This is a genomic window from Blastopirellula marina DSM 3645 (assembly GCF_000153105.1).
In the GTDB taxonomy this organism is placed as follows: domain Bacteria; phylum Planctomycetota; class Planctomycetia; order Pirellulales; family Pirellulaceae; genus Blastopirellula; species Blastopirellula marina.
The window spans coordinates 3071134-3084310 of record NZ_CH672376.1; the positions used below are offsets into that span (position 1 = coordinate 3071134).

Annotated in this window: 13 protein-coding genes and 1 pseudogene; 10 read left to right on the forward strand and 4 right to left on the reverse strand. The window is 56.0% G+C overall.

Features of this window, described 5'->3' with window-relative positions:
• Positions 1 to 39 precede the first annotated feature (39 nt).
• Positions 40 to 405 (reverse strand): hypothetical protein, encoded by a 366-nt coding sequence (locus DSM3645_RS14420; protein WP_131282578.1) that lies wholly within the window; start codon positions 403 to 405, stop codon positions 40 to 42.
• Positions 406 to 416: 11 nt separating this feature from the next.
• Positions 417 to 1364 (reverse strand): annotated as a pseudogene (locus DSM3645_RS14425) (IS701 family transposase); the annotation flags it as partial.
• Between the two features lie 344 nt (positions 1365 to 1708).
• Between DSM3645_RS14425 and DSM3645_RS14430 the strand changes: the two are divergent.
• The 7 genes from DSM3645_RS14430 to DSM3645_RS14460 all read left to right on the forward strand — a co-directional run bounded on the left by DSM3645_RS14430 (position 1709) and on the right by DSM3645_RS14460 (position 8294).
• Complete coding sequence (locus DSM3645_RS14430; protein WP_040351855.1) at positions 1709 to 2233, forward strand: sigma-70 family RNA polymerase sigma factor; 525 nt, start codon at positions 1709 to 1711, stop codon at positions 2231 to 2233.
• Positions 2234 to 2248: 15 nt separating this feature from the next.
• A complete protein-coding gene (locus tag DSM3645_RS14435; protein ID WP_002652948.1) occupies positions 2249 to 3874 on the forward strand; it encodes a LamG-like jellyroll fold domain-containing protein in 1626 nt (541 codons plus the stop codon).
• A gap of 60 nt (positions 3875 to 3934) precedes the next feature.
• Positions 3935 to 4315 (forward strand): type II secretion system protein, encoded by a 381-nt coding sequence (locus DSM3645_RS14440; protein ID WP_002652950.1) that lies wholly within the window; start codon positions 3935 to 3937, stop codon positions 4313 to 4315.
• 239 nt (positions 4316 to 4554) lie between these two features.
• Positions 4555 to 5709 carry an IS4-like element ISBlma2 family transposase gene (locus DSM3645_RS14445; protein WP_076612039.1) on the forward strand — a complete coding sequence of 385 codons (1155 nt, stop codon included), beginning with the start codon at positions 4555 to 4557 and terminating at the stop codon, positions 5707 to 5709.
• A 99-nt stretch (positions 5710 to 5808) separates the two neighbouring features.
• Complete coding sequence (locus DSM3645_RS14450) at positions 5809 to 6360, forward strand: DUF1559 family PulG-like putative transporter (protein WP_040351856.1); 552 nt, start codon at positions 5809 to 5811, stop codon at positions 6358 to 6360.
• Between the two features lie 9 nt (positions 6361 to 6369).
• Positions 6370 to 6792, forward strand: a complete 423-nt coding sequence (locus DSM3645_RS28330) for a hypothetical protein (RefSeq protein ID WP_131282592.1) — start codon at positions 6370 to 6372, stop codon at positions 6790 to 6792.
• A gap of 173 nt (positions 6793 to 6965) precedes the next feature.
• On the forward strand, positions 6966 to 8294 hold the full coding sequence (locus DSM3645_RS14460; protein ID WP_002652953.1) for an IS4 family transposase: 1329 nt from the start codon (positions 6966 to 6968) through the stop codon (positions 8292 to 8294).
• A 1045-nt stretch (positions 8295 to 9339) separates the two neighbouring features.
• Here the strand turns inward: DSM3645_RS14460 and DSM3645_RS14470 are convergent.
• Together DSM3645_RS14470 and DSM3645_RS28335 are read right to left on the reverse strand one after the other, a co-directional pair.
• Complete coding sequence (locus DSM3645_RS14470; RefSeq protein WP_131282594.1) at positions 9340 to 9960, reverse strand: hypothetical protein; 621 nt, start codon at positions 9958 to 9960, stop codon at positions 9340 to 9342.
• A 26-nt stretch (positions 9961 to 9986) separates the two neighbouring features.
• A complete protein-coding gene (locus tag DSM3645_RS28335; protein WP_081444831.1) occupies positions 9987 to 10439 on the reverse strand; it encodes a TraR/DksA C4-type zinc finger protein in 453 nt (150 codons plus the stop codon).
• Between the two features lie 217 nt (positions 10440 to 10656).
• On the opposite strand from DSM3645_RS28335, the gene DSM3645_RS28340 reads away from it, so the two are divergent.
• From DSM3645_RS28340 to DSM3645_RS14495, 3 genes are all read left to right on the forward strand, one after another.
• On the forward strand, positions 10657 to 11265 hold the full coding sequence (locus tag DSM3645_RS28340) for an esterase/lipase family protein (RefSeq protein ID WP_050769383.1): 609 nt from the start codon (positions 10657 to 10659) through the stop codon (positions 11263 to 11265).
• Positions 11262 to 12065, forward strand: a complete 804-nt coding sequence (locus DSM3645_RS14490; protein ID WP_002652958.1) for a glycine-rich domain-containing protein — start codon at positions 11262 to 11264, stop codon at positions 12063 to 12065. Before DSM3645_RS28340 ends, DSM3645_RS14490 begins: the two co-directional genes overlap by 4 nt.
• 222 nt (positions 12066 to 12287) lie before the next feature.
• A complete protein-coding gene (locus tag DSM3645_RS14495) occupies positions 12288 to 12941 on the forward strand; it encodes a 3-keto-disaccharide hydrolase (RefSeq protein WP_002652960.1) in 654 nt (217 codons plus the stop codon).
• The last annotated feature ends 236 nt before the right edge of the window (positions 12942 to 13177 follow it).

Sequence of the window (13177 nt, forward strand, 5' to 3'; positions counted from 1 at the left end):
TTTGCTTGTCTTTTCTACTTGCAATGCACCAGTATAAAGTTATGGCAGCGAGTCGCTAAAACCATTCCATCCGTCGATCTGCAAGTCGATTCCGATTCTATCCCCGCTCCTGATTCCAAGCCCAGAGAGCTTGTCTGTTCTAATTGTGCCTTGTTGCGTCCTCATCAATTCCGGGTAGCCAGTTCGCTGGTTAGGTTGATACTCCGCTGACGGGCCAAATTTTGACTCGATAAACCGAAGAGCGCCGGTGAAGAAGTTTCGAACCACCATATCAACGCGGACGCGAACGCCGCTATCTGTAACAATCGTAACTTCATCTGCGACTTTAACTTCACCACGCAACGCAGCGGTAAACTCTGAAAGCCAGGTCCCCCAATTTTGCTTTGACTGCGGCACTAAGTTCAACTTTTGCACTTTTACACGGCAATTGCGAGCGTATGTTCCAGGAGTTGTTTTACTTTTCGCGAGCCTGGGCCATTCAGCGCGAGTGACAAAACCTTTTGTCGCACGGTTTGCCGGCGGAGCGTGCCTAGCATGTCGGCGAAGGAAGCGTCGGCTTTGGACGTGTACCAGGGGCAAGTCAGCGGTTGGTATTGGCGATGACCTGCGCGAGCGAACCACAGCACGACAAGCGAATACAACAACATCGCGACCGGGGCGGTGCGTTCGACCGAGCGGCGGCTCCAGCCTTGCGGTTCTTCGAAACCAAGCTGTTGCTTGCTATCGTGAAACGCGACTTCGATGCTCCACCTTTGAGCGTACCAAGCGATCACCTGCTCGGCTGTCGCTTCATCACGAGTCGAATAAAACGCTTGCGGTTTGCGGCCGCCGGTCAGCGGTTCGACTGCCACGACTCGTAGCGGTCGGTCGGGAACGCTATGAACCCGTGCTTCGACATGGGCGACACGAGCCGTGTCAGTTCGCCCATAAATCTTGAATGACAATCGCCGGCAGCGCCCCTCCAACATGGCCGCCGGCGTCGGCAACAGGTTGCCTCGCTTGCGTGGTCGACCGTTGGTTCCTGGCCGTCTCACAGGCGGCGCTTCGTACAAACGAGCGTCCATCAGCAATCGGCTGGTCAAATCGCAATTCGGCGGTAAATTGTTCAGCACGCTTTGACCGCCGTAGGCGCTGTCGGCCACGGCATGAAAACGCCTGTTTTTCCGGTGGGAACAGAGCGTGTCGAGCATCTGCACCGCCAGTTCTGGTCGGGTCCGATAAACGCGGCGATGTTGGTTGGCCTTCGCCTTGTTCAGATACAAACGAAACAAAACCGGCAGGCAGTAATAATGTCCCGGACGAAAGGGCAACTCGACGATTACTCCCAGCACGACCCAGCTATGCCCCCAATTCATCACCGCCTTGCGGCGGTGCGAGAATGCGTGAAGAGATCGCGGCGGAACTAAACTCGTTCATCGCGACTGGGCGTGCCGAACAGGATTGCCCCCGTCTCTCTCTTGATTTTTGACAGTGCCATTCGACCAGGTCCCCTTTTCTTTCCCCCGCGCGGGCTGGGGCATCCCCCTTGTCACCCAGGGTATTGCCCGAGACAAAGATTTTTCTCGTATTCCCTGTTTTTTTTGGCGAATTGACCTGACAACGCGCAGATAGATAGATAGAAATCAAGGCGTTCCTACGAGCCAGACAGGCAATAGGTCGTACTTAAACGCTTGTTAAATCTCGGTTTATGTAAGTGGAGTGAAGCCCGGTGGCGGACGCGGATCCTTCCCAATTTGTGCGGCTCTTGATGGAGCACCAGGATCGACTGCTGCGATACATCTTGCCGCTTGTCGGATCGAAAGATGATGCAGAGGACATCCTGCAGGAGACGGCTACAGCCATCTGGAAGAAGTTCGACCAGTTCGATACTACCCAGCCGTTTGTTCCCTGGGCGAAGAAGTTCGCCCACAACGAGATCCTCCGACATCACCGCAACAAGAAATCAGTCACGTTCCTGACGGAGGAACTGGTGGAGGACTTGGCCTCTCGCTATGACCAACGCGAGGAACTGCGGATTTGCCGCTACGAGGCACTGATGGAGTGCATGGAGAAACTGCCGGATGGGGATCGGCAGATTCTGGATATCCGATATCGCAACCCGCAAGCCACGATTCAGTCGCTGGCCAACGAGGTCGAGCAATCGGCCAATGTGCTTTACAAATCGCTAGCGCGGATGCGCCGACAGTTGTTCAACTGTGTGAATCGGAAGCTGGAACGCCTGGAAACGACCTAAAGTAAAGTAGCCAACATGAATTCCGAATGGCAAAAAGAACTTCAAGACTTGCTCTCGGCACTACTGGACGAGGATCACTTGGAACCTGCCCAGCAAACTCGCCTGCGGGAACTGCTGGAAGCACATCCCGAAGCGAGAGAGATTTACCTCGACTACTTTGAAATGCACGGGAACCTGACCGATGGGTTAGTGCCACCGGCACAAGTCGAAAAGATAAAGATATGGTCTTGGGGCAAATACCATTGGGCCGGGCTGGGGCTGCTCGCGCTGGCCGCGAGCTTGCTAATCACAGTGGGATTGTACCAAGGCATTTTATTCAATAGCGGAACAGGCGAGCCGATCGCACAGAATTCGCAACCGCTATCCCAGCCGACCGAGCGGGAAGAAGCGATCGACGAAACGATTGCCGTTCTGCTGACCAGCGTCGGTGCCGTCTGGGATTCCGGCAGTGGTAAGCTCCAGCCAGGGACCACCCTCCTTCCAGGACGACTAAAGTTGGTGCAAGGGTTAGCCTGTATTCAGTTCTATAGTGGCGCCTCGGTCGTGCTGGAAGGTCCCGCCGATCTTGATTTGCAGAACGCCTATCAAGTTTATTGTTACCAAGGGAGATTGCGGGCGATCGTCCCACCGCAGGCTAAGGGATTCGTGATTGAGTCTCCCCAGATGGACCTCGTCGATTTGGGAACTGAGTTTGGCATGCAAGTCGATCAGTTGGGGCAAGTCGAGGTCCATGTGTTTGACGGCAAGGTCGAACTCCACGAGCCAGGCACCCGCCACGTGGCTCCAGCACCTCGAGAACTGACCGACGGGCGGGCGATCGCTGTCGATATGGAAGGCACGGAGAAAGTAATTCCGTTCAACAACGACGCCTTCCCCGCGATGTCGGAACTTTCGAGTCGCTCGAATGCAGCGTTAAACGAACTTCATGAGTCTTGGAAGCAGTATGCGCAAACACTCACCAAGGATCCACGCCTCAAGCATTATTACAACTTTGAACCAAGCTCTTCCAACCATCGGAGACTGGTCAACCAAGCTGAAAACTCGGATGGGACTTACGGTGGAGCGGTCGTTGGCTGCCAATGGACCGAGGGACGCTGGCCGAACTCGACGGCGTTTGAATGGAAACGCCCTGGCGATCGGGTGCGTGTCTACGTGCCTGGAGAATTTGATGAACTGACGTTGATGGCCTGGGTACGGATCGATGGACTCGATTACCTATACAGCGGGCTGATGCTGACTGATGAATTCAAACTCGAGATGCCACACTGGCAGATCGACGAACAAGGTCGCATTATCTTCTGCGTGAAAGCCAGCGAATCGAGTTACTACATCCGTAGCAAGCCGGTGTTTGGGCCATCGAATTTCGGTCAGTGGACCCACCTGGTAGTCGTATATGACGGTCCAGGTAAACAGATGAAGCTATTTGCCAACGGCCAAGTTGTGGCTGTTCTGCCGATTCAAGATCCTCCGAAGATCAAGATTGGCCCGGCCACCATTGGCAACTGGGGGATTTCTACTCCTGGCAATCCAGCACCTATTCGCAATTTGAACGGACGCATGGACGAGTTCATGCTCTTTGACGCGGCCCTTTCCGATGAAGAGATTCAGATGATCTACTCCACAGGTCAACCGAATCAATAAACCTCATCCTCGATCTTCAACTCTTCTGGTTTCATTTGTTTTATAAAAGGATCCTCCTCCATGCGCATGCTCTCGAAAATAAGACGTGGCTTCACGCTCGTCGAACTGCTGGTCGTCATCGCGATCATTGGCGTACTGATCGCCCTCTTGCTTCCTGCCGTTCAGCAGGCCCGCGAGGCTACTCGGCGTATGAGTTGCCAGAATAACCTGAAGCAATTGGGACTGGCGTCGCACAACTTTTACGACACCTACGGCAACCTGCCACCAGGCATGCACAACGACGACAACAACAACATCGGTTGGGGTGTCTATTTACTGCCGTATATCGAACAGAACAATCTGTACGATCAAATTGTGACACAGATTACGGCCAAACAGAGTGCCGGGGCCATGGCGATGATTCCCAAGGGTGGCACGGAACGCCGTTGCGCATCTGGGTAGGCGACAAACTCTAAAATTGATCTAGCAAAGAACTTCGAGCCTGTGCTTCAAGGGAGTTGGACGACTTCCACAAGCAGCAGGGAGGCTCGAAGGTGGCCCGAGGACCACATCGCGTATGCTATCAGCGCGAGCTGACGGCGGCGATATCGCAATTCTTGCCGCCGCAATTTTTTGCGCGCTGGCGATTTCATGGCAACGCAAATTGGACGCCTCAGCGGTTGGCTTGGGCGGCATGCCTGATGAGTTGGAGCACCGATTCCACACTCACCGATCGACTGGAGAGCGTCGGCGCTTTACTGGGCGAACTCTTTCCGCGTTGGCGCGTCGGCTTGGCGTTGGGCGGATTCGGCCGCGCATGCATTCGTGAGACGCCGCGGATGCTTGACGAAGTGCGTCGCCAACTGCGCAGTTCGGTCGCTGGTTGGTTGGAGCAATATCGCGTGTTCGGTTGGGTGGTGATGGCGGTCGACGGTTCGCGCTTCGAGGCTCCGCGTACGCGCGCCAACGAAGCAGGCCTCGGCTGCGCAGGACGCGAGAAGACGACGCCGCAAATTTATCAAACCACGTTGCAGCATGTCGGCACGTCGTTGCCGTGGGACTTTCGCATCGGCCCCGGCACGGCCAGCGAACGACGTCAGTTAGACGAAATGCTCCCTGATTTACCGGGTAAATCGCTGCTAATCGCCGACGCCGGCTTCATCAGTTACGATCTCTGTCGCGTGCTGCTGATGGGGCGGCATGACTTTCTACTGCGCGTCGGCGGAAATACGCACCTGCTGGAAAAGCTCGGCTTCGCTTGCGAAACGCGCGAGCGAACCGTCTATCTATGGCCGTTGAGATTTCATGCGATTCCGCCGGTCGTGTTGCGACTGATCGTGCTCCGCGACGCGAACAAAGAACCGGTTTATCTGGTGACAAATATTGATTCGGAGTCGCTTCCCGAAGAAATCGCGAGTCAAATTTATCGTCTTCGCTGGGGACTCGAAACTCACTTCCGCGGGTTGAAACAAACGCTTGGTCGCGATCGCGTGTTAAGTCGAACTCCAGCCACGGCGCTCGCCGAACAGGGCTGGCTCAACATCGGGGCTTGGTTGCTGCAGTTGATGACGACCGCCGCGCTGATCGCGGCGAACGAACAGCCGCGGCAATGGTCGGTAGCCAAGGCAAGTCGCGAAGTTCGCCGCACGATGCGCGGCTGTCCGTCACGCTGTATCCGCCAACCGCTCTGCCAACGCTTGGGCTGCGCCAAGATCGACGGATACCAACGAAAAGGCCCCAAACAAACCCGCCGTGGCGTGCAAAAGAAGCGAGAAAAGCCGCCAGGACCACCGAAAATACGACAGGCTACGAAGAAGGAACAACAACTGGCCCAACAGTTTATGCGGCCGCCATAGCCCAGATGCGCAACGGCGTTCGGTGGCACGCACTCGAACGTCGATGAGTCGCCCTACAACGGGTGCTTCAACTATTCCTCTTGGAATGACACCACGCCTGTGAAGCAATCACTAGATGCCTATCTGTGCCCGTCCAACGCATTGGCACAGTTTGATGACGATGGGTATGGGGCTTCAAGCTACTGTGGCAACTTCGGTGATGCACCACGCTGGGGACAGACCGGAGCCTCTCAGACCGGCTTGTATGTCAACGCCTACAGTAATACGAGCACGTTCGTTACTAAATTCAGTAGCATCACGGACGGTACCTCTAACACGATTGCCTTCGGTGAAGTCGGTGAATCGGAAAACGTGACCAAAAGTAACAACGGTGACCGTACTTTCCCCGTGTGGATGGGGGGCAACAACGACGGTGTCTATGGCGATATTGACCGCGGGTCGGCTGCTCATATCCGGTTCGCCGGCCCCGATTATCCAATCAATTTCCGTATTGGCTGGAAAACGAACTTAAGCTTCGGAAGCTTCCACCCAGGCGGAGCTCAATTCACGTTCGCAGATGGCTCGGTGCAATTCCTGTCGGAAACCATCGACACGACCATGTATGGCTATCTCGGCAATCGTTCCGACGGAAATGTCGTCGCTCGTAACTAGGAATCCATCATGCATCGATACTCTCATTTGAATAACACACAAGTTTGCCTTACGCTTCTGGTAGTTCTTGCGCTATCAGTAGTGGGGCAGGCGGGTTGTTCTGGCAGCACCCCATATCCGATGGCGCCTGTTACCGGGAAGGTCATGTATCAAGGTCAGCCTGTCACGGCGGGAACAATCATGTTCACGCCGATCGGATCTGGAGAGATGACGCCCGGTAAACCAGCCGGCGGAAAGATCCAGGAAGACGGAACGTTTTCACTGATGAGTTACAACCCAGGTGACGGAGCCAAGATCGGCCCCTGCCGTGTAACTTTCTCACCTCCCCAAGTCAGCACAGGCCGAAACATAAACGGCCTGATGCCCAAGGAAAGAGAAGTCGAGGTCACCGAGGGGAAAAACGACATCACTATCGAGCTGGTGAAGTCGTGATTGGGTCTTGAATCGGCCGGGCGCCACCGACGAACGGCTATTTTTTCGGGTGCCATTCAACGCTGGTAACGATTTCGTCTTTTCAGAAATAAGTCTTGATGCGGCCTGCGGTTAAGCAGTTCAATGCGGTCGACCAAAACCGTATGCACTGACGACCAAGAAAGGATTCTTGGATGCCGCATCAAGACAGCACCGATATTCGCACGAATTTACAGGCTTTGAAAGCCGTCTTTCGGGAACTTTTGCCGGCGAAGTTTGACTTGCCCAAGTCGCACGGCAACGCTTCGCTAGAGCCGCAGGCGCTAGCGGCGATGGCGATCACTTGCTGGGGGTGGTTGCAAGGGACGCTCGAAGAGCGGACCGCGACAGCCCAGGCGATGACGTGCGAAGCGTTGCAACTTGACTTCACGGCGACGCGGCAAGGTTTATTGAAGGCGCTCGCTCGTCATGGCGAAGCGCTCATTCCGCAAGTCGTCGCGCACATCGCGGACCAGCTGCGCGAGCTTAAAGGCGACTGGACTCAGCGCGGCAAGGTGAATTTCGCCGTCGACGGCGCCAAGTTTCTCGCTCCGCGCACCGCCGCGAATCAGCAGCAATTCGCCTCGAAGAAAGAGAAGCAGTATGCCTCGAAATCGAATCAGTCGAAAGCGGAAAGTGCGCAGCTGCTCGCGACCGTCGTATGGCATCTGACCGCTGGATTGCCGTATCGCTGGCGCATCGCCGGATCGAAAGGGAGTGAGCGTCACGCGCTGACCGACATGCTCGACGAGCTGCCGTCCAACGCGCGAATCATCGCTGACGCCGAGTATGTTGGATACCCGTTATGGTCGGCGATTCTCGACTCGAAACGCTCGTTTTTGGTACGGGTCGGCTCGAACGTCTCGCTGCTGAAGAACCTTGGTTCGCTGCGAATTCGCAATGGGTTCGTCTACTTCTGGCCGACCACGGCGATGCGGAAACTGCAGCCGCCGCTGAAGTTGCGTCTGATCAAAGTTGATACCGGCAAAGAAACGATCTATCTCGTGTCGAGTGAACTCGACATGAGCGATCAAGCGGCCTGCGAACTCTACAGGCAACGCTGGGGCGTCGAAGTATTTTTTCGCACCGTGAAGCAGTCGTGTCAAAGAAGCAAGTTACGCTGCTGCACGCCGCGAAATCTGCTGACCGAAATCCACTGGACGCTGATCGGCGTCTGGGCGGCGTTCTACTACGCCAAGCAAGTTCAACGTGATCAGCCTGGCAAGCGAGCTCGCTTGAGCCCGGTGAAAATCATCCGAGCGTTCGCCGCCGCCACGACATCTGTCGCACTGAAAGCAAGAGCCGCCGCGCTGCTAATCAGCGAACTCACGCAAGCCGTCCTCGCCGACGAATCCAACCGAACGTCGAGCAAGAAGAGCCGCAGCTATCCCCGCAAAAAACGCCCTAAATCATGCGGCCCGCCGAAGATCGCGTCGCCGACGAAGTTGCAAATGAAATATGCGAAACTGTTTGAGGTGGGGTAAAATCGTTACAGGCGTTGTGTGCCACTGGCCTTTTTCCGCCAGTGTCTGTGAGCCTGCGACTGGAAACGGTCTTCTTTCCCACGCTGCACTCCCGAGTGCGACGATGGTGCTCTCGCCTTATCGAACAATTCGAGTGGCGTAAATGATAGTTTCGGCAGGCGAGGATCAACGATCCCACTGATCTGCTCGGCCAACCCTTCCACTCGGGGCAAAGATTGTCGGTTGACAAGGCGCACGGAATCGTGGTCGATTGCGGTGTGACGAACCAAAAATCGAATGTTCCCGACGAGCCTGCCTGACTCGGAAACGTGCGCCAGGCAGTCTCTCTCTCCTCGCTTCGCTGCTCTTTGATAATTTTTCTAAACGCACTGGGATCCGGTCCGCTCCTTCCCCAGAAAAAAACGTCGCGGTCCAGTCCATATTGTGAATTTAATCACGAAGGTCGAAATGCCCGAATCTTGAAGGAAGCTGGGATCAACGTGGTGACGATCTGGTCCACGGATCCACTCAGAAAAAAAACGTCGCGGTCCGGTCCACATCGTGAAACTCATCACGAAGGTGGAAACCCGAGTCGAAGGAAGTACGAAATAGCGTGGAAACAGGTCTCTAGGGGGAATCGTGGCCCTATTTCCCTCGCCAGCTCACCTTGGGGCGATGAAAAAATTGGGGCGGTCCGGTCCGAGCGGCGACGCAGAAAAAAAACGTTGCGGTCCAGTCCACATTGTGAAACTCGTCACGAAGGCGGAACAGCCCGCAGGAAGCCGGGGCCGATGTAGAGCGGTTTCGTCCACACTTGCTCGCCCAGAAAAAAAAACGCGCTGCGGTCCGGTCCTGGGAATAACGAATGTCGAAACCAGAATGTCGAATGACCGAAAAGATACCGCAGTTTGATAATTCAAGCTGGCGTGCTTGATTCGTCATTCACTTGCAGCGGATGACGATTTTCGATCCTGATCCGCCGAACCAACAACCGATGAGACGCCAATCGCGGATTACCGACCGGTGGTGGTTGGGCGAAATCGTGCAACTTCCAAACTACGCACGATTAATGCTCCTGGCCCGGCAGATGCGAATCGTCGAAGTGGACGTGCAATTGCGGGCGGCGCTCGATCAGCTTGGCCAGGCCAGGTTCGGTGATGTTGGTTTGATCGAGGTAAAACGACTCGAGCGAGTTGATTTCGGCGATATGCTCCAGGGCGGCGTCGGTCAGCGGCGTTTGCAATAGGTGCAAAAAGCGGAGCGAAGGATTGTCTCGCAGCGCGGCGATTCCCGCGTCTGTTAAATGAGGACTGCCGATCCGCAGTTGGGTTAGCTGCGGCAGCTTGGCGATCTCGGCCAAGCCGGCGTCGGTGATATCCGCTTGAGGGAGATTGACAAATTGCAACTCGGGCAGCGCTCCCAACACGGCGGCGGCTGGATCGGCGAGCGGCGTTTGATCGAGACGAATGCGCTGCAGTTGGGTTGCCCGCGAGAGGAGCTGGAGCTCGGCAGGCGAAACGGTGCGGTCCGAAACTTCGATCGAATCGCTTTCACCGGCGATCACCTGGCGCAGCTGCTCACGAAACGACAACTCGGGGGGCAATTCTGACGGTGGGTTGGAATCGCCGCAACCGGCGATGAACAAGCATGCGACGAGAAAGTGACATGAAGCGTGGAAAAGTTTCATTTTCATCCGAGGTATTTGCGTCCAATTTATTTGCATCGAGGGCACCGCATTCGATAACGCGTCATTCCGCCGCCGCGACTGGTGGACAGGGACATGATCTCGCCGCATTTAGGGCAATAGTCGGGCGTCGCGTGATCGTCGGCGTTGTCCAGTTTTTCGCGACAGCCGACGCACGTATCGGCGTCTGGAAAGACTTCGAGTCGCTCGAGCGGAATCGGTTGGCGACAAACCTGACAAACGCGGCGCTGATCCCACTCTTCTTCGTCATCGCGAGGAAGATCGACTTTCACGCCGATTCGACTGCAATCGCCGCACGACAATTTGCCGGCGCTGCGACGGAAGAGTTCGACGACGAGATCGGCGTTGGGCTCTTCTTCGCGGCGAAACATCCCGAGCGTCGTCAACTGACGAACCATCGCCAGGTGATCGCAGACAAGATGCCAATGGCAGTCTGGGCAGGAAATTTCAAGGCGTTCCATAAGCGTTTCAGAGATTCTCAGCGGTTGCGTGGGCAAGATTGCGGTTGGGGCGGCGAATTGACGATCCAGGACCCATTCGGGCTGACATCCGCCGATGGTGGGGAAATTCGGATTATACCAGCCGAGCAAATCGGCAATAATCTGGGAGACGCGATTTCTCGCTTCAGCAACAGGACCAGCGATGATTGATTCGGCGATGCCAAAGCGCAGAGAAAAAGTGGCCCTCATCCATGGATTCTTTTCGTCCAGCTTGTGGATGAAGCGGTTGGAGCGGCAAATACGGGCCGAAGGCTTTGCGACGCAATCGTACGGGTACGTCACCCTGATCGGCGATATCGAAGCGTACGCCCAACGATTCGCCCAGGCGTTGCGCCGGATGGACGAAGAAGAAGATGTGGATCGTCTGCACATCGTGGCGCACAGCATGGGGGGACTGGTGACGCGGCGAGCGCTGCAAATCTATCGTCCGAGTTGTTTAGGCCGCGTCGTTTTTATGGCGAGTCCGCATCGCGGTCTATACGCTGGGCGATTTTGGGGAACGTTCTGCCGGTTGTGGGATTGCCGCGCGGTGGGGCAAATGTCGGATGTCCCTGACAGCTATGTCAATCAAATGGCTCCGCCAGATTTTGAATTCGCCGTGGTCATCGCATCGCACGATCATCTGGTGCCGCCGCATTCGGCCATGCTGGACGGGTGCGCCGACTATCGCGTGTATCCTGCTATGCATACGGCGCTGCTGCTGCGGCGGGATGTGGCCGAAGATGTTTGCAGCTATCTCGAACATGGACGCTTTCTCGACGCTTCTCTTACGAAAGCCGCAAGATGAACGAAGACCAACGCGAGCTATGGCGGAAGATCGAGCGCTTTTCGATCGACGAAGGAAATGAGCAATTAACATTTGCGCGGCGACTGGCGCGCGAGAACGGTTGGGCGCCGCGCTTCGCCGAACGCGTCGTGCAAGAGTACAAGCGGTTTGTCTTTCTCGCGATGGCGTCAGGTCACCGCGTCACGCCGTCAGAACAAGTGGATCAGGCCTGGCACTTGCATCTGGTCTACTCGCGCTCGTATTGGGAACGCATGTGTCAGCAGGTGCTGGGGAAGCCGCTGCATCACGGCCCGACCAAAGGAGGCGCGGCCGAAGCGGAGAAGTTTGAGGATTGGTACGAGCGAACCAAACAAAGCTACGCCGCGCTGTTTGGCGAAGCGCCGCCCGAAGACATCTGGCCCTCGTCCGCGGTTCGCTTTAATCCGTCGGTCCAGTGGCGAACGGTTGACGTCGGTTCGCATTGGGTGATCCCCAAGTTGTCGCGACGCGCGATCACCCTGGTGGGCGGCGGCGTACCGCTGGTGGTCGGCGCCGGCGTATCGCCCACGCTGCTGGCGGCGGGCGGCTTGTCGGTCTTGGTGAAAGTGATCCTCGTCGTCTTTGTGCTGATGTTCGTCGTTTGGTTGTTAGCGCTGCTATTTCGATCGGGCAAAGATTCCGGCGGAGGTTGCAGCAGTTGCGGGGATTCGACCGGAGGGGGCTGGTTCTTCTTTGGCGACTGGGGCTGTAGCAATGATTCTAGCTGCAGCAGCGACTCGGGATGCGGAAGTAGCTGCGGCGGTGGATGTGGGGGGGATTAGGGAAAGCGGAAAGCGGGGAGCGCTGACGGATTGATCGAACGGCTGGGGGAAGAAAATTTGTTTTTTCTGCGCGTCTGTTCGCGCCAAATTGTTGTTCGTTGGCATGCAGACCGAAAAATTGGGTTTGCTTGTAGTCAGCCGCGCGATCGGGGGCTATTTTCAAATGTTGCGTATCGCAAACCTGATTCCCTCTCAATCTCTCTCCCGTCAAGGACCCGCCTGATGAAACGCAACTTGCCGCTGTTGGTTCTCACCCTGATTGGCGCACTGGCCGGCGCTGCGACGCTGCACGCCGAAGACGAAGGTTTCACCACCTTGTTTAACGGCAAAGATCTGGATGGCTGGGTCGGCGCCGTCAAAGGTTACGATGTCGAAGATGGCGCGATCGTTTGTAATCCCAAAGTAGGGGGGAATCTCTACTACGGCAAAGAATTCGATAACTTTGTGCTGCGGTTTGAATTCAAACTGGAGCCGGGCGCCAACAACGGTCTGGCCATCCGTTCGCCGATCGAAGGAAACTCGGCCTACAACGGTATTGAACTACAGATCCTGGATACGGAAGATGAACGTTACAAGACGATCAAGCCGTATCAAGCCCACGGATCGGTCTACGGCGTCGTGCCGGCGAAGCGCGGTTTTTTGAAGCCGATCGGCGAGTGGAACGTGCAGGAAGTTATTGCTGACGGCAATCAAGTCAAAGTGACCCTCAACGGCGAAGTGATCGTCGACGCCGACATCAAAGAAGCGTCGAAGGACGGAACCATGGATGGCAACAAGCACCCTGGGCTGTTGAACGAAAAGGGGCACATCGGCTTTTTGGGACACGGTACCAAGGTCTCGTTCCGCAACATTCGGATCAAGCCGATCGCCAAGTAAGTGCTAGCGGTCGCCTGTTAAGTTCAGAGGAATGCGCAATTTGCGTGTCTCGCGGCAATTCTGGTAAATCCATCGAGACCGTCCGGTCGATTGCATAGATATCGCAGTCGACCGTGGCGGTCTTTGCTTTTCTCTGCGTCCAAGTTGGCGGCGAGAAAATGCGGGCGAATCGCCCTGTCGCCGCTCTTCTGCGATCAGTATGATTTCACCGGCTTCTAACGCGAACGAGCCGCAGC